This is a genomic window from Polymorphospora sp. NPDC050346 (genome assembly GCF_040655695.1).
Taxonomy (GTDB): Bacteria; Actinomycetota; Actinomycetes; order Mycobacteriales; family Micromonosporaceae; genus Polymorphospora; species Polymorphospora lycopeni.
Window position 1 is genome coordinate 103353 of sequence record NZ_JBFAKM010000008.1, and the last position, 19857, is coordinate 123209.

Here is a 19857-nt window from a genome sequence, read left to right on the forward strand (position 1 = left end):
GATCTCCGGCGATACCACCCGTTGTCGGGATTCGCCCCGTCGTCGACGCTGTGTTTGGCACCCGCCTGCATGGCGTCGCACGTCTGGTGGCGCCGAGGCCCTGGCGGCATCGGCGTCGGTGGCAGCTACCGCGTCTGTGAACCTGAGTCGGTCACCGTTGACGACGCCTAAATGGGCATTTAGGCTTTCGAACATGCGTTCAATGCCTTCGAGGGTCGACCCTGGGGACCTTTCCACCCGGGCCCGGTTGCGTGACGCGGCGATCCTGCGGTTCGCGCGGGAGGGGTTCGGGGCCAGCCTGCGGTCGATCGCTGGTGACGCCGGCTTCAGTGCCGGCCTGGTGGTTCACCTGTTCGGGTCGAAGGAGGGGCTGCGGGCGGAGTGTGACGAGTACGTCTTCACCGTTGTGCGTGACACGAAGCGGGGTGTGGTCGCCGACTCGGCGGGCCCGGCCAGTTTCCTGGTGCAGATGGCGAAGATCGAGGAGTACGCGCCGCTGGTCGGCTATGTCGTGCGTAGCCTCCAGGCGGGTGGTGACCGCGCTCGTGCGTTCGTGGAGCACATGGTGGCCGACGCGGCCGGGTATGTTGCCGAGGGCGTCGCGGCGGGCACGATCGTGCCGAGCCGGGACGAGCAGGCGCGGGCCCGTTACCTGCTGGGCGCGTCGTTGGGGCCGTTGCTGCTGGAGTTGTCGTTGAACCCGCCGGTGGATCCGGCGGATCTCGGCGGGTTTCTCACCTCGTACTTCGACCGGGTCGCGTTGCCGGCGTTGGAGTTGTTCACCGAGGGGTTCCTGACCGACCGCCGGATGCTCGACACGTACCTGCTCTACATCGGCGATCCGCCGGGGGACACCGAGGGCCGTCCGGCCCGAACCCCGGCCGCTTCGACCGATCAGGAGAGCGATCATGCCGACCTCCACCCCACCCGCGATCGAGATCCACGACCTACGTAAGACCTACGGCCATGTCACCGCGCTCGACGGGCTCGACCTGCTGGTCGCGCCGGGCGAGGTGCACGGTCTGCTCGGCCCGAACGGCGCCGGCAAGTCCACCACCATCCGGGTCCTGCTGGGCCTGCTTCGTGCCGACGCCGGCCGGGTCGCCCTGCTCGGTGGAGACCCGTGGCGCGACGCGGTCGCGTTGCACCGCCGTCTCGCCTATGTACCTGGCGATGTGGAACTGTGGCCGAACCTGACCGGTGGTGAGGCGATCGACCTGTTCGTCCGGCTGCGCGGCGGTGTCGACCGGGCCCGCCGCGACGAGTTGTGCCAGCGGTTCGACCTCGATCCGACCAAGAAGGGCCGCACCTACTCCAAGGGCAACCGGCAGAAGGTGGCCCTCATCGCCGCCCTGGCCAGTGACGTCGAACTGCTGCTGCTCGACGAGCCGACCGCTGGTCTTGATCCGCTCATGGAGGCGGTCTTCCAGACGTGTATCCGGGAGGCGAAGGCGGCCGGTCGGACGGTGCTGCTGTCCAGTCACATCCTGGCCCAGGTCGAGGTGCTCGCCGACCGGATCTCGATCGTCCGGCACGGCCGGGTCGTCGAGTCCGGCAGCCTCGCCGATTTGCGGCACCTGACTCGTACGTCGATCGTCGCCACCGTCGACCGGCCGGTCGACGGACTGTCCGCCCTGCCCGGCGTCCACGATCTACGTGTCGAGGGCGGCCAGGTGCGGTTCGACGTCGACGGCGGCCACCTCGCGCAGGTCGTACCCGTCCTCGGTGGGCTCGGGGTCCGCGCCCTGACCGCCCATCCGCCGACGCTGGAGCAGTTGCTGTTGCGACACTACGGCGACGAACTGCGCCGCGACGGGGTGACCCTCGACGACAACGGCGCGGTGACGCGATGACCGCCGCGACCCTGGACCGCCTCGGGCTGGCGGGCACCGGTCAGATCAGCGGGACGCTGTCCGGAACCGGTACCCTGCTGCGGTTGATGCTGCGCCGCGACCGGATCCGGCTTCCCGGCTGGACGATCGGCCTGGCCCTGCTGATGGGCTACTTCAGCACCGCCCTGCGGACCGTGTTCGCCACGCCCGAGGATCTTGCCGGCATCGCGACGTTCGCCGCGAGCCCGATGGGGGCGTTGCTCGGCGGCCCCGGGTACGGCTACGACGACCTGACCATGGAGCGTTTCCTCGTCGGCCAGTACGGCCTGTACGTCATCGTCGGTGCCGGGCTGATGAGCCTGCTCACCGTCGTGCGACACACCCGGGCCGAGGAGCGGTCGGGCCGGGCGGAACTGGTACGGGCCAATGTCGTCGGCCGGCATGCCCAGCTCACCGCCGCACTGCTGCTGACGGTGCTGATGAACCTGCTGGTCGCGGTCTTCGTCACCGCGGTGATGGCCGCGTCCGGCGTCGCCGGGGCGCTGCTGTTCGGCGCTTCGGTCGGTGCCACCGGCCTGGTCTTCGCCGGCGTCGCGGCGGTCACCGTGCAGCTTTCGGAGTATCCGCGTGCGGCGTCGTCGCTGGCCGGCACCGTGCTCGGTGCCGCGTTCGTGCTCCGTGGCCTGGGTGACATGGCGCAGGCCCACGGCAGTTGGCTGTCCTGGCTGTCGCCGATCGGCTGGTCGCAGCAGACCGCGCCGTACACGCTGGACCGGTGGTGGCCGCTGCTGCTGTCGCTGCTGGCGGCCGGCGCCACCGCAGCGGCCGGCTATGCCCTGTCGGCCCGGCGGGACCTGACGGCCGGGCTCATCGCGCCCCGGCGCGGTTCAGCGACCGCGCCGGGCTGGCTGGCCGGCCCGACCGCGCTCGCGTTCCGGCTGCAGCGCGCCGGCCTGGTCGGGTGGACCGTCGCGCTGTCCTGCGGTGCGGCGCTGTACGGGGCGTTCACCCAGCCGCTGCTCGACGGGTTCTCCGACGCGCCCGCCGACCTGCTGGCCGTCATGGGCGGCGAACAGGATCTGCGTGCTGGCTTCCTCGGCCTGATCGGGCTGATGATGGCACTGGTGGTGGCCGTCTTCGCGGTCCTGGCGGTGCAGGCGCTGCGGAACGAGGAGACCGAGGGGCGTACCGAACCGGTCCTGGCCACCGCGGTCAGCCGGGTCGGCTGGGCGGGTGGTTATCTGGCTGTCACCGCGCTCGGGGTGTTGTGGCTGCTGCTGGTGTCCGGTCTGGCGTCCGGGATCGGCGCGGCCGCGAGCACCGGCGACGGGGCGCTGGTCGGTGAGATGGTCCTCGGGACCGTCGCTCACACCCCGGCGGTCTGGCTGGTTCTGGCCGTCGCGGTGCTGCTGTACGGGGTCGTGCCACGGGCGCTGCCCGCCGTCTGGCTGGTCGTCGGGTACGGCGTGGTGGTCGGCTTCTTCGCCCCGCTGCTCGACATTCCCGACCTGGCGGTGGCCGTGTCGCCGTTCGAGCACGTCGGCGAGTACCCGCTGGAGCCGATTGCGCCGGTCGCGGTGCTGCTGCTGACCGGGTTGGCGGCGGCGGTCGGCGCGGCCGCACTCGCCGGCTTCCGCCAGCGGGACATCGTCGCCACCTGACCAGGAAACCCGTCAGCGGTCGAGCTGCAACCGGCTCCAGGCGGCGACGGTCAGCGCGGCGAAGCCGACCGGTACGACGGCGACCAGCGCGAGTTGCGCCGGGGCGACGGTGCCGGGCTGCAACGCCCACAGCGCGGGCGCGGCGACCGGTAGCCACGCCCCGGCACCGGCGACGACGGCGACCTGGGCGACGACGATCAGGCAGATCGTGGTCGCGATACCGGGCAGCGGCCCCCTGCCGAGGGTCGCTGCCCAGCCGGCCGGGGCCGCGACGAGCGCCGAAAGGACGGTCAGCACGAACTGCCGGCCCAAGGCGGCGACGACATCACTGTTCCAGCCACCGAGCCCGAGAAGCGTTCCGGCGACCGCGACCACGACGGTCAGGACGACGGCGACCAGGACGGCCCACAGCAGGTGGGACAGCAGCTTGGACACGACGAGGACCCGCCGGGACACGGGCAACGCGAACAGGCCGGTGATCGTACCGTCGGCGAACTCGCGGCCGACCAGCCAGCTCAGGGCGACCCCGAAGCCGAGCAGGCCACCGGCGGCGGTGATCTGGGCGACCACCCCGGTCAACAGGTCCCAGCCGCCGGCGGCGGCGTGCGGGCCGAGCTGGGCGATGACCTGTTCGTTGCCGGCGGCCGCCGCCGCGGTGAGGGCCGTCGACAGGACGGCGATGCCGGCGACGATCAGGACGGTGGTCGCCCGCATCACCCGAGACGCCACCAGTTTGCGCAGTTCGACGTGCAGGGCGGCGGTCAGGGCGGGGGTCATCGGGGGTGTTCCCGTTCGTCGTCGTAGACCAGGGTGAAGAACGCCCGTTCGAGGTCGGTGGCGTCGGGGTCGAGGGTGCCGATGATCCGGCCGCGGTTGACGACCGAGATCCGGTGCGCGATCCGGGCGACCTCGTCGAGGTGGTGGCTGGAGACCAGGATGCCGGCGCCCGCCTCGGCCCGCCGGGACAACGCGTCGCGGAGCACGATCACTCCGGCCGGGTCGAGGGCGTTGGTGGGTTCGTCGACCACGATCAGGTCGGGGTGGTGCTGGATCACGGCGGCCAGGCCGAGTCGTTGCCGGTTGCCCTGCGACAGCCGGCGGGCTGTGATCCGGGCGTAGCGGCCGAGGTCGAGTTCGGCGAGGGCCCGCTCGGCCAGTCCGGTTGCCTCGGCCGCCGGGACGCGGCGCAGCCGGGCGGCCAGCACCAGGTTGGTCCGTACGTCGAGTTCGGGGTAGGCGAGCGGGTGCTCGACCAGGTGCCCGACCCGGCCCCAGTCGGCGGCGGTGAGGTCGGCCAGGTGCCGGCCGTTGATCCGGCAGGTGCCGGCGGTGGGACGCAGCATGCCGAGGACCAGCCGCATCAGGGTCGTCTTGCCGGCACCGTTGAGACCGACCAGGGCGTGGATCTCGCCGGGGTGCACGGTCAGGTCGATGCCGAAGACGCCTGCGCCGGCCCCGAAGTCCCGGACCAGGCCGTGCACCGCGAGCCGTTCAGCCATGCCGGCCCGCCTCGACGGTGTCCAGCGCGGTGGTGACGGCGTCGGCGAGAGTGGTGCCGTCCTGGGTCGTCGCCCACTCCAGCAGCGCGCAGGTCAGGGCCGCGAGCACACTGGCCGCGGCGACCCGGGCCGGCAGCGGCGCGACACCGTCGGCGATCAGCGCGTCGGCGATGGCGGCCTCGGTCGCCGCGTTGGTGCGGACCATGCCGGCCCGCAGCACCGGGCTGGCCGCCACAACCCGGATCCGGCGCCGGGTCGTCAGGTCCGCCGGTTCGTCCAGCCCCGTGAACGCGGTCCGCAGGCCGCGGGTCACCTGGAGCAGCGGCGGCAGGGTGGCCGGCTGGGCGGCGACCGCCTCGGCGATCACCGGGTCGTACGGGTCGTCGAGGACCACCATCTCCTTGCTGGTGAAGTGGCGGAAGAACGTCATCTCCGACACCCGCGCCCGCGCGGCGATCTGGGCAACCGTCGTCTCGTCGAACCCCTGCGCCTCGAACAGGTCCAACGCGTTGGCGACCAGACGGTCGCGGGTGCGTGCCCGCTTTCCTGGTGGCTCCGACATCATGGCAAGAATGTTAGTCACTAACATTCTGCTGGTCCAGGGGGCCTCGACATGCCGGCGCGAGCCCCGCCGGCTAGAGTGATCTCCGGTGTGCCGGGAAGCCTGGTCGGCGATGCATGATCACGTCGACTCCCGGAGCATCCATGACACGCCCCTCCCCGCGCGGGTTCCGCCTGTTCAGCCGCGGATCGTGGCCCGAGGCCAGCCGTATCGCCGACATCCTGCGCCAGGAGACCGTCGGCGGCGCGCTACTGCTCGCCGGCGCGGTCGTCGCCCTCGTCTGGGCCAACTCACCCTGGTCCGGCGCATACGAGTCGGTGCGCTCGTACACGATCGGGCCGGCCGCGATCCACCTGGACCTGTCGCTGGCCACCTGGGCCGCCGACGGCCTACTGGCGATCTTCTTCTTCGTCGCTGGGCTGGAGCTCAAACGCGAGTTCGTCGCCGGCGACCTGCGCGATCCGCTGCGCGCCGCAGTCCCGATCATGGCCGCGGTCGGGGGCGTCGTCGTACCCGCGCTGCTGTTCGTGCTGATCAACCTGGGCACCGGCGGCGATGCCCTCAAGGGCTGGGCGATCCCCACCGCCACCGACATCGCCTTCGCGCTGGCCGTGCTCGCGGTCATCGGCCGGCACCTGCCGATCGCGCTACGGACCTTCCTGCTGACCCTCGCCGTCGTCGACGACCTGATCGCGATCGTCATCATCGCGGTCTTCTACACCGCCAACCTCGCCATCCTGCCGCTGCTCGGAGCGCTGCTGCCGCTCGCACTGTTCACGCTCCTGGTCCAACGCCGGGTCCGGTCCTGGTGGTTGCTGCTCCCACTGGCCGCCATCACCTGGACCCTCGTCCACGAGTCCGGCGTACACGCCACCGTCGCCGGCGTCCTGCTCGCCTTCGCCGTACCCGTCGCCCGCCCCGGACCCGACGGGCAACCGGCCACCGACAAGTGCCTCGCCGAAGCGTTCGAGCACCGCTTCCGGCCGATCTCGGCCGGATTCGCCGTACCCGTCTTCGCCCTCATGGCGGCCGGCGTCACCATCGGCGGCATCACCGGCCTGACCTCGTCACTGACCAACCCGGTCGCCGTCGGCATCGTGGTCGGCCTCATCGCCGGCAAGACCATCGGCATCACCCTGGCCACCTGGCTGGTCTCCCGCTACACCCGCGCCTCCCTCGACTCCGGCCTGACCTGGACCGACGTCGTCGGCCTGTCGATGCTGGCAGGCATCGGCTTCACCGTCTCCCTGCTCATCGGCGAACTCGCGTTCGGCGCCGGCACTCCCCAGGACGACAACGTCAAGATCGCCGTACTGACCGGCAGCCTCGGCGCCGCCCTGCTGGCCACCGTCGTCCTACGCATCCGCAACCGCGCCTACCGACGCATCCACGAGGCCGAGACCATCGACGCCAACCACGACGGCATCCCCGACATCTACCAGCAACGACCGGAACAGTCGTGAGGCTCTGGTCGCAGCGCATCGTTGAACAAGATCACCGTTCGTTCGCCGGCTGGGAACGGTCGCCGCTGGCCGATGCCGCCGGCATCACCTGCGGCCGGGCCGTCGTCGCGGCCGGCGACCAGCGTCGTGCTGCCTGCCCGTCGGAGGATTCCGGGTGGTCATCCTCGGTCCTCGGCTGAACCGCCGCGTACGCCTCGGCCAGGATGCGGCAGAGCGTCGTCGCCTGTGATGGATCTGTGACGGATCTGGGACGGGGCTGCCTAGCGTGTCGTCATCACGGTCCGGCACCCGCCGGACCGAACCGGAAGGGGATCGACATGCGCATCATCCATGCCGTCGACCGGGCTCTGCGCCTCGTGCTGCCCACGACCACGGCCGCGGCGGCCTGTGAGGTCTACTCCTACTACGAGTACGAGTACCGCGCCTGCCCCGGCGGCCAGACCAGGTGGCGGCGCACCGTCACGATCCAGGCCAGTTGCAGTGTCACGCGTGGCCCCTGGACCCAGGTCAGCGGCTGCATCCAGGCCTGATGACCGCGGGGCCGGCCCGACCATGGGGCGGGCCGGCCCTCATCCAGCCGACAAGACGAGGACGGGTCCATGTCAGCACTGGCGTCGATCGTCGGGCCGATGCTCGCGATCGTCTTCGCCGTCGCCGCGGCCGCCAAGGCACGCCCGGCCGGGTTCCGGGAACTGGTGACACTGCTGCGGGCGGCGCGGCTGCTGCCGGCGGCCCGGGCGGCTCCCGCGGCCGTGGTGTTGATCGCGGCCGAGGCCGTCACCGCCGCCTGCCTCGCTCACCCCGCGACCGTACGGTTCGGCCTGGCCGCCGCCGGGCTGCTCCTCGTGGTGCTGACCGCCGGGCTGGCCGTGGCGCTGCGGCGGCGGGTCCCGTTGTCGTGCAGTTGCTTCGGCAGCGGCGGCGGCCCGATCGGCGTGGCCCAGTTGGGACGCAACCTGGTCCTGCTGGCGTGCGCGGCCGTCGGCTGGGCGGGCGCGGCCGGCGCCCGGCCGTCGCTGGTGGCCTGGGCCGCCGCAGCGTTCGCCGCGGCGCTGCTGCTCCGCCTCGACGATCTGCACGACCTGCTCGCTCCGGCCACACCGCGAAGGAGCCGATTCCGATGACCACCGTGGAGGCCGCCCTGGCCGCCTTCTGCCTGACGAACCTGCTGCTCACGCTCGCCGTGGTGCGCAGGATGCGCGCACACGCGCGCATCCTGGGCCGGGTGGTCGAGCACACCCCGTTGGGGTTGCGGGCCGGCGACCCGGTCGCCGACTTCTCGGTCCCGACCGTGGACGGGACGACGGCGTCCGGGGCGGACCTCGCCGCGGGTGGCCTGGTCGCGGTCCTCAGCCCGGGCTGCGGCGCCTGCGAGGAGGCCGTCGCCGGGCTCGCGACGGCGCTCGCCGAACCCGGACGGCCCGCCGCCCTCGTCGTGGTCGCCGCCGACCCGTCGGCGGCGGAGCCGATGACGGGCGCGCTCGGTCGTCACGCACCCGTCGTCGTCGAACCGGTCGTCATCGGCTCCGTGCAGCGGGCCCTCGGCGTACGCGAGTACCCGGCGCTCGTCGCCGTCGCCGGCGGCGTGGTCACGGCGGTGGGCAACGACATCCGTGACCTGCCGGCCGTCCTCTCCGCGATTCCCGGGCCGGTGCGATGACCACCCTGCGGACAACAGCGGCCTGCGTCTGGGCGGCACTGCGCCTGGCCGCGCACGGCGGGCCCGCCCTGCTGGCGGGGTACGCGGTGGTCACGCTGCTGTCGGGTGCGATCCCGGCGGCCGCGGCGCTGCTCACCCGCGCGATGGTGGACGGGCTCACCGGTGGCACCGCCGTCGTCGGGATCGTCGCCGCGCTTGCCGCCGTCGGTCTCGCGACCGCCGTCGTGCCCCTGTGGTCCACCTATGCGATGCAGGAGCTGTACCGGCGGATCACCGTGGTCGCCCACGGGGAACTCTTCGGCGCCGTCAACGCCCAGCGCGGTACCGCCGTGTTCGAGTCGCCGGCCTTTCTCAACCGCCTGGAACTCGCCCGGCAGGCCGGCGACTTCGCTCCCGGTCAGATCGTGCAGAGCGTCTTTGTGATCGCCCGTTCCGTGGTCACCGCCTCGTCCCTGGTGGTCTCGCTCGCGACCGTCAACGTCGCGGTGGCCGCGGTCGTCCTCGTCGCGGCGGTGCCCGCCCTGCTGGCGCAGCTCGCGCTGAGCCGGGGCCGGGTGGCGATGCTCGCGCTGATCACGCCGATCCAACGACGCCAGGGCTTCTTCGCCGGCCTGCTCACCACGATCCAGGCCGCGCAGGAGATCCGGCTGTTCGGCGCGGGCGAGCACCTGCGCCGGCTGATGCAGGACCAGCAGCGGGCCGCCATCGCCCGACAGCGTGCGGTCGATCTCACACAACTGCGGGTCCAGGTGGGTCTGGCGGGGCTCGCCGCCGTCATCTCCGGCGGCGTACTCGTGTGGGCGGTGGTCGCGGCCGGCCGGAACGCAATGTCCGCGGGCGACGTCCTGCTGCTCGTCGCCGCCGTCGCCGGTACGCAGGCGGCGTTGACGTCCGCGGTCGAGGCGATCGCGGGCGGGCACGAGGCGGTGATGCTGCTGGGACACTACCGGTCGGTCGTCGCCGAACCGCCCGGCCTACCGGTGCCGGCGCTGCCCAGGGCGGTGCCGCGGCTGCGCGAGGGCATCGAGGTCCGCGACGTGTGGTTCCGCTACGGCGACGAGCAGCCGTGGGTGCTGCGCGGTGTCAGCCTGACACTGCCGGCCAACCGGGCTTGCGCCCTCGTCGGAATCAACGGTTCCGGCAAGACGACGCTGGTGAAACTGCTGTGCCGGTTACGTGACCCGGTACGCGGGGCGATCCTGTGGGACGGGGTCGACGTCCGTGAGATGGACGTGGACGACCTGCGGGCCCGGGTCGGTGTGTTGTTCCAGGACTTCATGCGCTACGACCTCACCGCCGCACACAACATCGCCCTCGGCGACCTGACCGGTGCCGACCCCGAGCGGGTGGCCGACGCCGCGCGGCTCGCCGGGATCGACGCGACGCTCGCGGGGCTGCCCCGCGGCTACGACACGCTGCTGTCGCGTACCTATGTCAACGACAACGACCCGGGTGACCCGGACGGCGGTGTCGTGCTCTCCGGGGGCCAGTGGCAGCGGGTCGCGCTCGCCCGTACGCTGCTGCGGCAGGACCCGGACCTGCTGGTGCTCGACGAACCCAGTTCCGGCCTGGACGCCGACGCCGAGTACGAGATCCACTCCCGACTTCGCGAGCACCGGCGTGGGCGTACCAGTCTGCTGATCTCGCACCGGCTCAGCGCCATCCGGGAGGCGGACGAGATCGTCGTGCTCGCCGCGGGCACCGTCGTCGAACGCGGGTCGCATGCCGAACTGATGCGCGGCGGGGGCGTCTACGCCCGGCTGTTCACCCTCCAGGCACGAGGCTACCGGGAAGCGACCAAGGAGGATGGGGATGCCGGTCACGCTGGTGCTGATCTCGACGGCCCTGCTGGCGATCTGGTGGCTGCGCCGTAGGTTCGTCGTCGTCACGGTCACCGGTCCGAGCATGCTTCCCACGCTGCGCCACGGCGATTCGCTGCTCGTGCGGCGTACCCGGGTCGGCGGTCTGCGTCACGGCGTCGTGGTCGTGCTCGAACTGCCGCCGCAGGCCGCCGCGCCCGACGCACCGGCCGCGCCCGACGGGGCCGACCGGTGGTCGGTGAAGCGGGTCGTCGGCCTTCCGGGCGACGTCACCGCCGGCATCGACGGCGCGAACCGGCCGGTGCCGGCCGGTTGTCTCGCGGTGGCCGGCGACAACGTGGCGGTGAGCTACGACTCCCGCCACGTCGGGCCGGTCCGCGGTGACCGGCTCCTCGGCGTCGTCGTCCGCCGCCTGCGCACGGCCGATGGGGAGGTCGCCCCGGCGCCGTAGCGACCATAGTGGTGATCTTCACTGTGTCCGGGCGACCACGAACTGTGCCATACTCGTCACGCTCATGGCCGTACGGGCGCCGCTGCTTGGCGTCCACGCGTGGTCACGCGGATGGGGGGCACATGCCCAGGGCAGCGATGTTCCGGCTGCTGGGACCCGTCGACCTGCGGTGCGAAGACACCCCGGTGCCAATCAGTGGACGGGTTTCCCAGGCGGTGCTCGCCGCCCTGCTGCTGGAGGCCGACCGGTACGTCCAGGTCGACCGGTTGGTCGAGGCCGCCTGGGGCGACGACCCGCCCGCGAAGGCCCGCACACAGGCCCAGAACCGGATCTCCACGCTGCGCCACACGCTGCACGCGGCCCTCGGTCGCCAGATCATCGAATCCACCGGTAGCAGCTACCTCATCCGGCTCGACGGCATCGACCTCGACACCGACGAGTTCGACCGGTACCTGCGGTCGGGCACCGACAGCATCGGCGCCGGCGACCTCGGCGGCGGCGTACGCGCACTGGAGACGGCGCTCGCACTTTTCCGCGGTCCCGCCCTGGACGGCCTGACCACGCCCCGGATGACCGCCGCCGCGCAGCGACTCGACCAGGCCCGTGTCGACGCGACCGAGCAGCTGATCGACGCCCGGCTCGCCCTCGGCGAGTACCGGGCCGCGCTGTTCACCCTGTCCACCGTCCTCGCCGAGAATCCGTGGCGGGAGCGGCTGCACAGCCAGCTCATGATCGCCCTCTACCGCTGCGGCCGCCAGGCCGACGCGCTCGCCGCCTTCGACCAGATCCGGACGCGGCTCGCCGACGAACTCGGCGTCGACCCCGGCCCCGACCTGCTGCGTACCCGGGACCTGATCCTGCGCGAGGACCGGTCGCTCGCCGCCCCGGCACCGCCACCGCCCGCCCCGGCCGCCGACGCCGCCGTGTGCCGGCTGCCCCGTGCGGTGCCCGACTTCACCGGCCGCGCCGCTGACGTCGCGGCGCTGGACGTCCTGGCCGGTGAGGTCGCGCACGAGCCCGTCGTCGCCGCCGTCACCGGTACGGCCGGCGTCGGCAAGACCGCCCTCGCCCTGCACTGGGGACACCGCCGGCGCACCCTGTTCCCCGACGGCCAGGTCTACGTCAATCTGCGTGGGCACGGCCCGGGCGCGGAGCTTGCGCCGCTCGCCGCGCTCGCGGTCCTGCTCCAGGCACTCGGGGTCGCACCCGAGGAGATCCCGACCGACGAGGACGCCGCCGGGAACGCCTACCTTGCGGCCCTCGCCGGCCGGCGCATCCTCGTCGTCGCCGACAACGCCGCCACCGCCGAACAGGTCCGGCCCCTGCTCCCCGCCCAGCCGGGCACGATGGTCGTCGTCACCAGCCGGGACAACCTCACCGCGCTGGTCGCCATCGACGGGGCGCGGCGCGTGCCACTGTCCAGGCTGGACTCCGCCGACGCGGTCGGACTGCTGCGCCGGATGCTGGGCGACGGCCCGGTCAGCGCCGACGAGGCCGCCGCGGCCGAACTCGCGGCGGCGTGCGCGTACCTGCCGCTGGCGCTGCGGATCGCGGGCGCGCACCTGCGCGACCAGGCAGGTCGCACCCTCGCCGACTATGTCGCCGAACTACGCCGCGCCGCCCGTCTCGACGTCCTGCAGGTCCCCGTCGACGAACTCGCCGCCGTCCGGGCCGCGTTCGACCGCTCCAGCGATCGGCTCTCCGCCGCCGCGGCCCGCCTGTTCCGGCTCTGCGGCGCGGTACCGGCCCCCGACATCGCGGCCGACGCCGCGGCCGCCGTCAGCGACACCACCACCTGGCACGCCGCTGAGCTGCTCGATCAGCTCGCCGCCGCCCACCTCGTCGAACGCGTCGGAGCCGGGCGGTACGCCCTGCACGACCTGTTGCGCGAGTACGCCGACGAACAGTGCCGCCTACACGAACCCGACACGGCGGCCGCGATCCGCCGGTTCTACGACCACTACCGCAGTGGCGCCGACGCGGCGTCGGCGGTGGCGTTCCCGACCGCGCTGCGCCTGCCCGGCGGCGAGCCGCCGCAGCCCGACAGATTCCCGGACCGCACCACGGCGCTGGAATGGTTCGACGCCGAGCGCGCCGTACTCGTGTCCGCGACCGCGGCCGCCGCCGCGGACGGCCTGCCCGATGCGGCCTGGCGGTTGGCCCAGGCGCTGCGGCCCTACTTCTGGCTCCGCCGGTCCACCGTGCAGTGGCGCGCCACCGAGATCGCCGCCCGTGACGCCGCCATCGCCGTGGGCGCGCAGCACGCGGTCGCCGCCGGCTCCTTCGGGCTGGGCATGGCGGACATCAACTTCGGTAAGTACGCCGAAGCCGTCGGTCACCTGCGCGAAGCCGCCAAGATCAGCCAAACCGGCGGGTGGACGGCGGGCGAGGCAAGTGCTGTCGGCAACCTGGGCATCGCGCTCAGCGAACTCGGACACCTCGTCGAGGCGGCCGAGCACTACCGGCAAGCCTACGACCTCAACCTGCAGCTCGGCCGCGTCGGCAACCAGGCCAACAACCTCGGCAACCTCGGCCTGCTCGAGCTGCGGCTGGGCACGTTCGCCGCCGCCGCCGGCCACCTGCAACGCAGCCTCGATCTGTACGCCGAGCTCGGCGGCGGTCCACACGACGGCGTTCACCTCGCCGGTTGCGCCCAGGCACACCGCCACCTCGGCAACCTGGACATCGCCGCCGACCAGCTCCAGCGGGCTCTGACGATCTGCCGCGATCTCGGCGACGAGGCCCAGGAGGTTCTGGTCCTCAACGAGATCGCCCTGGTGCACCGCGACCGCGGCGACACCGATGCCGCCGCCGAGCATGCCCGACAGGCCGTCGCGCTCGCCGGGCACCTGCCCGACGCGGACATCAAGTCGGTCGCGCTCGCGGGGCGGGCCGCCATCCTGGTCGGAACCGACCCGGCAGGCGCCCGAGCCGACGCGGCGGAGGCGGTGCGGCTCGCGGCCGACGGCGCCAACGCGTACGTCACCGCGCACGCCCTGCTGTCCCTGGCCGAGGCCGAGGCGGCGTGCGACGGTGAACGGTCCGGCCGGGACCGCGCCGAGCAGGCGCTGTACCTGGCCCAGGAGTACGGCTTCGCCGAGATCGCCCGCCAGGCCGGTGCCCTGGGCGCCTGATCCACGGCGTCTCTGTCGGTGCGACCGCCGGCGCTCGCACCGCGAAGCGCGCTGGCAACCCCACCCGTGGAGTCGATGGTGGCGCCACCGGGCGTTCCCGCCACGGAATCCTCCCGATGTCCGGCTACGGTCCGCCGAGGGAGACCTGGCCGGTTGTCCGGCGGTCGGCTGGAGCCCTTGACATGGATCGCCCCCTGCGGCACCGACCACCGCGGCCCGTGGCTCGGGTCGGGGCGGGATGCGCCGGTCCCGGACGGCTTGGATCTGATGCCGGTGCGCGGCTGGGCTCAGATGCCGCACGAGGCCGGATAAGCCGACTCTCCTGAGACGAGACTGCCCGTCGCATCCACGTCTGTCGTTGTGGCTGGGTCCACAGGTGTCTAGTTTCCGTGCACGGTCGGCAGCTGCTGGCGAAACTCGGTGGGCGATTGGCGGTAACGGGCGCGGAACGCCTGGCTGAAATGCGCGGCGCTGGTGAATCCCCACCGGGCGGCGATCACGTTGACCGTGCGGGCGGCGAGCCGGGGTTCGGCGAGGTCGTTTCGGCACCGTTCGAGGCGCTGTTCGCGGATCCAGCCGGCGACGGTGTGCTCCTCCTGCTGGAACAGCTTGTGGAGGTAGCGCACGGAGATGTGGTGCGCCGCGGCGATCACGTTCGGGGTCAGGTCCGGGTTGCCGAGATGGTCGCGGATGAAGGCGTGGATGCGGGCGGTCAGCGCCCGTCGGCGGGTGTCCGCGGGGATGACCTTCTGGGCGTCCAGCGCGTCGGCCAGTGCCGTGATCAGCACGTCGAGCGTCAGGGCGGCCAGCCGCGCGGTCTCGGCCGGGGTCAGTTCGTCCATCTGGGCGGCGAGCTGCAGGAGGAAACGCGACGACAAGGCGCCGATGCCGTGGGCGCCGGAAATGCGGACGGCGCTCAGTTCACGCACTTGCTGGGGAGGAAACGGCAGCAGGGCCCGTGGGAACCGCAGGAGCAGCATCCGGCTCGCCGAATCGTCCGGCCGGAGTTCGGCCAGGTACGGACGCGAGGTGTCGTAGAGCACGAGATCGCCGGCGCCGAACTCCGCGCGTCTACCGTCCTGCGTCAGCGTGCCGCTGCCACTGATCATGCAGCTCACTTTGAACACTTCCGGGTCGGCCTGCCGGATCAGCCGGGGTGTGCGGCGCACCGAGTGCGCCATCGTCGTCATCAAGGTCGCCTGCACCGGGCCGAACCCGCTGATGCCGACCCGCGCCTCGAATCCGGCTTCCGCCTGCCGTTCCCGGGTCAGGTCGTACGGGGTACCCAGAGCTTCGCGCTGACCTCGCGCCAGAAGGCGAACCGGTCGCCCGGCGAGACGTCGGCAGTGCTGACAACGTCCATCGACCAACCATAATGGCGAACCCGGGCGGGCCCATCCAATTTCACCCGCCCAGCGGCTGACCGAAGGCATCGACAAGGGTCGTGCCCTGGCGGGAGACCGCTTCGGACCGCCACACGTCCGCGAAGCCCACGAGGGGATCACCCCAGGCGAGGGCGGCTGCCGTCCACGCGGGCGTGGGCCCAATCCCAAACGCGATGGGCCACGTGCCGGTGCCCGACCGTCTGGCCGGGCACCGTGATTCCGCTCTTCCGCGGAACCTAGTAGATCTGGGAGGCGCTGTACCGGCGACTGCCACTCGCACCGTCCTGGACCCATACGGTCACCCGAACGGTGTCGTTCAGCTCGGGAGTGGGGTAGGCGTGGTTACCTTCGTCGCAGGTGTTGAATGAGCCGTTGGCGTCTTCCGCGGTGGCGATGACACGGCCCGTGGTGAGATTCCGAAGCTCGGCCCGTGCGCGCATGCCATCCTTCGCGTTGTCACAGACCGAAAGTTCCCAAGCGTTGTAAACGCTCAGGAATGCTTCCGCCGAGTCGTTGGTGGTTTCGACCACGACCTCGAACATGAGGGCGGCGGTCGAACCGGCCTTGGCGGGGTTTGCGTAGGCGGCGGTCGCGCCCACGGTCAGCAGCATGATTGTGGCAAGGACGACGGCTCCGATTCGTTGCTTCACTTCGAATCCTCCTGATAGCAGTTCGGCCACGCATCAGATGTCGACGAGATTCAGGCGGCGTCGATTCATCGGTGGCATCCCGCTTGATTGGCCGGATGACTCAAGAGTGGTGGGGCGGATTTTCCCGCGCAATGGTCTGCCCTGTTCGGGACGGTCCCGAACAGTCCCGAACACGTACGCCGGGACGATCCGAGGCCTGCTGGGTCAGCCACCGGTTACGGTGGGGCGGTGGGTGTGGCGATCCCTCCGGCGCTGGCGCCGTACGTCGCCTCGTTGTCGGCGTACGACGTCGACCTGGGCGCGCCCGGGGTGCACCGCGGGCTGCCGGGTACGACGCTGACGTTCGTGTTGCCGGTGGGGGAGCCGCTCGATGTCGGCTGGCGCGGTGATGACGCGAGTCGCGGGCGCCGGTGGACGACGCTGTCGGGGCTGCACGCCCATCCGGCCGAGATCCACCATGACGGGAAGCAGGTCGGGGTGCAGCTTGGGCTGACCACGGCCGGGGCGCGGGCACTGCTCGGGATGCCGGCGGCCGAGCTGGCCGGATCGCTGGTCGAGCTCGACGTCGTCGTCCCGTCCCTGCGGCACCTTCCGGAGCAGCTCGCGGACTGCGCGCCCGAGGCTCGGGCGGCGCTCGTCGCCGACGTACTGCTGGAGCGGCTGACCGACCACGACGAACCGCGAGCCGAGGTCGGTCGTGCGCTCGCGCGGCTGACCCGGGGCGCGACCGTCCAGGACGTCGCCGACGACGTCGGCTACAGCCGCCGTCACCTTGGCACGCTGGTCCGCCGCGAGTGCGGGATGACGCCGCAGGAGGTACGCCGCCTGGGCCGCTTCGAGCGGACCCGTGCCGTGCTGGGCCGGGTGCCACTGGCCGAGGTCGCGCAGCGGTGCGGGTACGCCGACCAGGCCCACCTGACGCGCGAGTGGGTGCGGCTCGCGGGGTGCCCGCCGACGACGTGGTTGCGCGAGGAGTTCCCATTCCTTCAAGACCTGCATGCCGACGGTGGGGGAGAGTCGGGGGCATGAGTAGCGCAGCAGAGATCAAGCTCTGGCACACCATGTCCTTCCGCGACGCCGACGCGATGATCGCCTGGCTGGGTGCGATCGGGTTCGTCGAGCACGCGACCTACCGCGACGAGGCCGACCCTTCGGTTGTCGTGCACGCCGAGTGGGTGTGGCCCGGTGGCGGCGGGGGCGTCATGTTCGGCAGCCAGCGCGCCGACGGGGCGGTCACCAACGTGGGCGGCTCCGCGGCGTACCTGGTCACCGATGACCCCGACGCCGTCTTCAGGCGTGCCGTCGACGCCGGGGCGACGGTGCTCCGCGAGATGGTCGACCAGGATTACGGCGGTCGCGGTGGGAGCGTGGCGGACCCGGAGGGCAACCACTGGTCGTTCGGGAGTTACCAGCCTTCCTGAGGGCCTGTTCCAGCCCCGAACTCGACGACGGCCCGCCGCCTGTGAGTCCCTGACCGGTGGCGGTCGCCAGGACGTCGTCGCCGGGTTGGTGGCGGGACGACGGTGCAGAGGGTCGGGGACGATGCAGAGGGTCGGGCCGGTCAGAGCTCGCGACAGCACATGCGGTATTCGAGGTCAGTGGCTGTGGTACAGGGCGTCGATGTCGGAGCCGTGGTGCGCTTCGATCACCTCGCGTTTGATCTTCAGGGTGGGGGTGATCTCCCCGTCGGCCTCGGTGAAATCGTGGGGCAGGATCCGGAAGGTCTTGACCTGCTCCGTCTTTGACAGTGTTCCGTTGGCCTGGTCGACGGCGGACTGCACTTCGCCGCGCAACTGCGGATCGTCGCGCATCGTGGCGACGGAGGCGTCGGGCCGGCCGTGTGCGGAGCGCCAGCGTAGCCATGCGTGCGGGTCGATGGTGACCAGTGCGGCCACGTGGGGGCGGCCGGTCCCGACGAGCATGCACTGGCTGATCAGCGGATGGGCGCGGACGGCGTCCTCGATCGGCGCGGGTGCGATGTTCGTGCCGCCCGCGGTGACGATGATCTCCTTCTTCCGGCCGGTGAGCCGTAGGAAGCCGTCGTTGTCGATATTGCCGAGATCACCGGTGCGCAGCCAGCCGTCCGCGGTGAAGGTCGCCCGGGTGGCGTCCGGGTTGTTCCAGTAGCCCGGAAAGACGACGTCGCCGTGGGCGAGGATCTCGCCGTCGTCGGCGATGCGGATGTCCACCCCGGGCAGGGGGCGGCCGACCGTGCCGATCCGCTGCGCCGAGGGAAGGTTCGCCGTCAGGGTCGGCGAGGTCTCGGTGAGGCCGTACCCCTCCAGCACCACGATGCCGGCGCCGCGGAAGAAGTGTCCCAGCCGCTCGCCGAGGGGCGCCCCGCCGACGATCGCCGTGCGGCATCGCCCACCCAGCGCCGCCCGCAGTTTCCGGTACGCCAGCAGGTCGTACCCGCTGCGGGCGAGCCGGAGCAGCACGCCTGGCCCGCCCGGCTCGTCGAGGGCGCGGCTGTAGCGCACCGCCACCCGGTCGGCGGCGGCGAACAGGCGTCCGCGGCGGTCGTCGTCGGCCTTCTGGCGGGCCTGGGCGTGCAGCTTCTCGAAGACCCGCGGCACCGCCAGGATGAAGGTGGGCCGGTACCTGGGTAGCTGGTCCAGCACCTCCGACATGTCGCCGATGTGCACCATCGTGGCCCGGGTCTGCACGATCCCTACCTGGATCAGCCGGGCGAACGCATGCGCGAGCGGCAGGAACAGCACCGTCGACGCCCGCGGGTGCAGCAGTTCCGGCAGCACCGCGACGGCGCTGGTCACGTCGCAGTGGATGTTGCGGTGGGTCAGCACGCAACCCTTGGGACGGCCGGTCGTGCCGCTGGTGTACACGATCGTGGCCACGTCACCGCCGGCCACCCGCGCGCGACGGTCGTCGACCTGCGCGTCATCGACCGTACGACCCAGGCCGGCCAGGGCGATCAGGTCACCCGATTCGATCTGCCACACCTCATGCAGGGCCGGTAGGTCCAGCCGCAGCCCCGCGACCATCTCGGCGTGCGCGGGTGTCTCCACGACGCAGCCCACAGCCGCGGAGTCCGAAAGGATCCACGCCACCTGATCAGAACTGGCGGTGTCGTAGATCGGCACGGTCACCGCCCCGATCGCCCACAGGGCGTAGTCGACCAGGGTCCACTCGTATCGGGTGCGGCTCAGCAGTGCGACCCGGTCACCGTGCCGCACCCCCGCGGCGAGGAATCCGCGAGCGATGGCCAGGACGTCGTCACGGAACTGCCCGCACGTCACCGACAGGTCGCCGGCTTCCCGTACCTGCCGCCGCGCCGGCCACGCCCGCGACATGGGGGCCGGCCGTACGAACTGCACTGCCTGCGGAGCCTCCGCGGCGTTGATCCACACCTGCTCCGCCAGGCCCCGCAGTACCGTCCCGACATCCGCCGATGCGACAGCACCGCCCCGCACATCCACCTCCGCTACCCATACCGCAGCGCCGATCGCGGCAACTGCCATCCCGCCCATCCTGGCGGCGTACGTGGGCCTCGACGGCCGAATCGGCGGAACCGATCCGTGGCGCGGGGGCGCGTGCTAGCCGGTCGGCTCCTGGTGTCCACTCGGCGTCCAGTCGGAATCCAGTCGGTGCCCGCACCATCACCGGTAGCCCTTCCGTAGTCGCAACTGTCGGCTGCGTGATCGGTATCGGCCCCGTCGTACCGACCAGGGCACCCGACCACGTGGTGCCACAGGGACAGCAACCGCCGGAAGGAGGTTCGT

Annotated in this window: 18 protein-coding genes; 12 read left to right on the plus strand and 6 right to left on the minus strand. The window is 71.9% G+C overall.

Annotated elements, in window-relative coordinates; genetic code table 11:
- Window positions 1–193 precede the first annotated feature (193 nt).
- From AB0I42_RS10915 to AB0I42_RS10925, 3 genes are read left to right on the plus strand one after another with little or no spacing between them, the layout of a single operon-like run.
- Window positions 194–955, plus strand: coding sequence for a TetR family transcriptional regulator (locus AB0I42_RS10915; RefSeq protein WP_357536215.1), 762 nt, complete (start codon window positions 194–196; stop codon window positions 953–955).
- Window positions 909–1853, plus strand: coding sequence for an ABC transporter ATP-binding protein (locus AB0I42_RS10920; RefSeq protein WP_357536216.1), 945 nt, complete (start codon window positions 909–911; stop codon window positions 1851–1853). Before AB0I42_RS10915 ends, AB0I42_RS10920 begins: the two co-directional genes overlap by 47 nt.
- Window positions 1850–3493: an ABC transporter permease gene (locus AB0I42_RS10925; RefSeq protein ID WP_357536218.1), complete on the plus strand. Its 1644-nt coding sequence runs from the start codon at window positions 1850–1852 to the stop codon at window positions 3491–3493. Before AB0I42_RS10920 ends, AB0I42_RS10925 begins: the two co-directional genes overlap by 4 nt.
- A 12-nt stretch (window positions 3494–3505) precedes the next feature.
- On the opposite strand, the gene AB0I42_RS10930 is transcribed toward AB0I42_RS10925, so the two are convergent.
- From AB0I42_RS10930 to AB0I42_RS10940, 3 genes are read right to left on the minus strand one after another with little or no spacing between them, the layout of a single operon-like run.
- Entirely contained in the window at window positions 3506–4270 is a 765-nt protein-coding gene (locus tag AB0I42_RS10930) for an ABC transporter permease (protein WP_357536219.1), read from the minus strand.
- Window positions 4267–4992: an ABC transporter ATP-binding protein gene (locus tag AB0I42_RS10935; RefSeq protein WP_357536221.1), complete on the minus strand. Its 726-nt coding sequence runs from the start codon at window positions 4990–4992 to the stop codon at window positions 4267–4269. Before AB0I42_RS10935 ends, AB0I42_RS10930 begins: the two co-directional genes overlap by 4 nt.
- Entirely contained in the window at window positions 4985–5554 is a 570-nt protein-coding gene (locus AB0I42_RS10940; protein WP_357536223.1) for a TetR family transcriptional regulator, read from the minus strand. The genes AB0I42_RS10935 and AB0I42_RS10940 overlap by 8 nt, the downstream gene beginning before the upstream one ends.
- 143 nt (window positions 5555–5697) lie before the next feature.
- Between AB0I42_RS10940 and nhaA the strand changes: the two genes are divergently transcribed.
- The 7 genes from nhaA to AB0I42_RS10975 all read left to right on the plus strand — a co-directional run bounded on the left by nhaA (window position 5698) and on the right by AB0I42_RS10975 (window position 14082).
- Complete coding sequence (nhaA, locus tag AB0I42_RS10945; RefSeq protein ID WP_357536224.1) at window positions 5698–7017, plus strand: Na+/H+ antiporter NhaA; 1320 nt, start codon at window positions 5698–5700, stop codon at window positions 7015–7017.
- A 317-nt stretch (window positions 7018–7334) separates the two neighbouring features.
- Window positions 7335–7547, plus strand: a complete 213-nt coding sequence (locus tag AB0I42_RS10950; RefSeq protein WP_357536226.1) for a hypothetical protein — start codon at window positions 7335–7337, stop codon at window positions 7545–7547.
- 69 nt (window positions 7548–7616) lie between these two features.
- Window positions 7617–8141: a MauE/DoxX family redox-associated membrane protein gene (locus AB0I42_RS10955; protein ID WP_357536228.1), complete on the plus strand. Its 525-nt coding sequence runs from the start codon at window positions 7617–7619 to the stop codon at window positions 8139–8141.
- The gene (locus AB0I42_RS10960; protein ID WP_357536230.1) at window positions 8138–8677 is read left to right on the plus strand and encodes a hypothetical protein; all 540 of its coding nucleotides are present in this window, start codon (window positions 8138–8140) and stop codon (window positions 8675–8677) included. Before AB0I42_RS10955 ends, AB0I42_RS10960 begins: the two co-directional genes overlap by 4 nt.
- A complete protein-coding gene (locus AB0I42_RS10965; protein ID WP_357536231.1) occupies window positions 8674–10551 on the plus strand; it encodes an ABC transporter ATP-binding protein in 1878 nt (625 codons plus the stop codon). The genes AB0I42_RS10960 and AB0I42_RS10965 overlap by 4 nt, the downstream gene beginning before the upstream one ends.
- Complete coding sequence (locus AB0I42_RS10970) at window positions 10490–10948, plus strand: S26 family signal peptidase (RefSeq protein WP_357536232.1); 459 nt, start codon at window positions 10490–10492, stop codon at window positions 10946–10948. Before AB0I42_RS10965 ends, AB0I42_RS10970 begins: the two co-directional genes overlap by 62 nt.
- A gap of 122 nt (window positions 10949–11070) precedes the next feature.
- Window positions 11071–14082, plus strand: coding sequence for a BTAD domain-containing putative transcriptional regulator (locus AB0I42_RS10975; RefSeq protein WP_357536233.1), 3012 nt, complete (start codon window positions 11071–11073; stop codon window positions 14080–14082).
- A gap of 380 nt (window positions 14083–14462) precedes the next feature.
- Here AB0I42_RS10975 and AB0I42_RS10980 read toward each other — a convergent pair whose 3' ends face one another.
- Window positions 14463–15515: a helix-turn-helix domain-containing protein gene (locus AB0I42_RS10980; protein WP_357536234.1), complete on the minus strand. Its 1053-nt coding sequence runs from the start codon at window positions 15513–15515 to the stop codon at window positions 14463–14465.
- A gap of 188 nt (window positions 15516–15703) precedes the next feature.
- A complete protein-coding gene (locus AB0I42_RS10985) occupies window positions 15704–16117 on the minus strand; it encodes a hypothetical protein (RefSeq protein WP_357536236.1) in 414 nt (137 codons plus the stop codon).
- 228 nt (window positions 16118–16345) lie between these two features.
- Between AB0I42_RS10985 and AB0I42_RS10990 the strand changes: the two genes are divergently transcribed.
- Together AB0I42_RS10990 and AB0I42_RS10995 are read left to right on the plus strand one after the other, a co-directional pair.
- A complete protein-coding gene (locus AB0I42_RS10990) occupies window positions 16346–17146 on the plus strand; it encodes an AraC family transcriptional regulator (RefSeq protein ID WP_357536238.1) in 801 nt (266 codons plus the stop codon).
- Window positions 17143–17538 (plus strand): VOC family protein, encoded by a 396-nt coding sequence (locus tag AB0I42_RS10995; protein ID WP_357536239.1) that lies wholly within the window; start codon window positions 17143–17145, stop codon window positions 17536–17538. The genes AB0I42_RS10990 and AB0I42_RS10995 overlap by 4 nt, the downstream gene beginning before the upstream one ends.
- A 174-nt stretch (window positions 17539–17712) precedes the next feature.
- Here the strand turns inward: AB0I42_RS10995 and AB0I42_RS11000 are convergent, their stop codons facing one another.
- Window positions 17713–19548: a long-chain fatty acid--CoA ligase gene (locus tag AB0I42_RS11000; RefSeq protein WP_357536241.1), complete on the minus strand. Its 1836-nt coding sequence runs from the start codon at window positions 19546–19548 to the stop codon at window positions 17713–17715.
- Between the last annotated feature and the right edge of the window lie 309 nt (window positions 19549–19857).

What these genes read in the sequence shown, in the direction of transcription:
- AB0I42_RS10915 (WP_357536215.1), top strand. Translation starts at nt 194, where the DNA reads ATGCGTTCAATGCCTTCGAGGGTCGACCCTGGGGACCTTTCCACCCGG.
- AB0I42_RS10920 (WP_357536216.1), top strand. Translation starts at nt 909, where the DNA reads ATGCCGACCTCCACCCCACCCGCGATCGAGATCCACGACCTACGTAAG.
- AB0I42_RS10925 (WP_357536218.1), top strand. Translation starts at nt 1,850, where the DNA reads ATGACCGCCGCGACCCTGGACCGCCTCGGGCTGGCGGGCACCGGTCAG.
- AB0I42_RS10930 (WP_357536219.1), bottom strand. Translation starts at nt 4,270, where the DNA reads ATGACCCCCGCCCTGACCGCCGCCCTGCACGTCGAACTGCGCAAACTG.
- AB0I42_RS10935 (WP_357536221.1), bottom strand. Translation starts at nt 4,992, where the DNA reads ATGGCTGAACGGCTCGCGGTGCACGGCCTGGTCCGGGACTTCGGGGCC.
- AB0I42_RS10940 (WP_357536223.1), bottom strand. Translation starts at nt 5,554, where the DNA reads ATGTCGGAGCCACCAGGAAAGCGGGCACGCACCCGCGACCGTCTGGTC.
- nhaA (WP_357536224.1), top strand. Translation starts at nt 5,698, where the DNA reads ATGACACGCCCCTCCCCGCGCGGGTTCCGCCTGTTCAGCCGCGGATCG.
- AB0I42_RS10950 (WP_357536226.1), top strand. Translation starts at nt 7,335, where the DNA reads ATGCGCATCATCCATGCCGTCGACCGGGCTCTGCGCCTCGTGCTGCCC.
- AB0I42_RS10955 (WP_357536228.1), top strand. Translation starts at nt 7,617, where the DNA reads ATGTCAGCACTGGCGTCGATCGTCGGGCCGATGCTCGCGATCGTCTTC.
- AB0I42_RS10960 (WP_357536230.1), top strand. Translation starts at nt 8,138, where the DNA reads ATGACCACCGTGGAGGCCGCCCTGGCCGCCTTCTGCCTGACGAACCTG.
- AB0I42_RS10965 (WP_357536231.1), top strand. Translation starts at nt 8,674, where the DNA reads ATGACCACCCTGCGGACAACAGCGGCCTGCGTCTGGGCGGCACTGCGC.
- AB0I42_RS10970 (WP_357536232.1), top strand. Translation starts at nt 10,490, where the DNA reads ATGCCGGTCACGCTGGTGCTGATCTCGACGGCCCTGCTGGCGATCTGG.
- AB0I42_RS10975 (WP_357536233.1), top strand. Translation starts at nt 11,071, where the DNA reads ATGCCCAGGGCAGCGATGTTCCGGCTGCTGGGACCCGTCGACCTGCGG.
- AB0I42_RS10980 (WP_357536234.1), bottom strand. Translation starts at nt 15,515, where the DNA reads ATGCCTTCGGTCAGCCGCTGGGCGGGTGAAATTGGATGGGCCCGCCCG.
- AB0I42_RS10995 (WP_357536239.1), top strand. Translation starts at nt 17,143, where the DNA reads ATGAGTAGCGCAGCAGAGATCAAGCTCTGGCACACCATGTCCTTCCGC.